1 protein-coding gene and 1 pseudogene are annotated in these 266 nt (G+C 65.0%); both read left to right on the top strand.

The genetic code is table 11. The features are described from left to right. Nucleotides 1-171, top strand: a 171-nt coding sequence (locus AC2YI2_RS35300) for a prevent-host-death protein (protein ID WP_487391161.1), incomplete at its 5' end; no start/stop codon positions are given. After that, nucleotides 171-266 (top strand): annotated as a pseudogene (locus AC2YI2_RS35295) (type II toxin-antitoxin system VapC family toxin); the annotation flags it as partial. The gene AC2YI2_RS35300 and the pseudogene AC2YI2_RS35295, both read left to right, overlap by 1 nt.

Genomic DNA, 266 nt, shown 5'->3' with positions numbered 1-266 from the left:
CTGCGCGGCGAGCGAACCGCTGTCGTGTTGTCGGCCCGTGATTACGACGCGCTGCGTGCCGGCCGGCCGACCCTGGTCGACGATTTGCTGAGCGGTCCGGCTTGGGACGAAGAGCTCGCCGATGCTGTCGAGGAGCGTGTCAAGACTCCCAGCCGCGATGTGGCTTTCTAATGTATTTGGTCGACACCAACATCGTGTCGGAGGCCCGAAGGGGCACCGCTCAGGCCGTCTCCTGGCTGCGCTCGGTCGATCCGCTCAGCATCCAT

This window comes from Rhizobium sp. SRI_017, assembly GCF_057586295.1.
The sequence above is the reverse complement of the archived record's forward strand: the minus strand, read 5'-3'. Positions and strand labels throughout refer to the sequence as shown.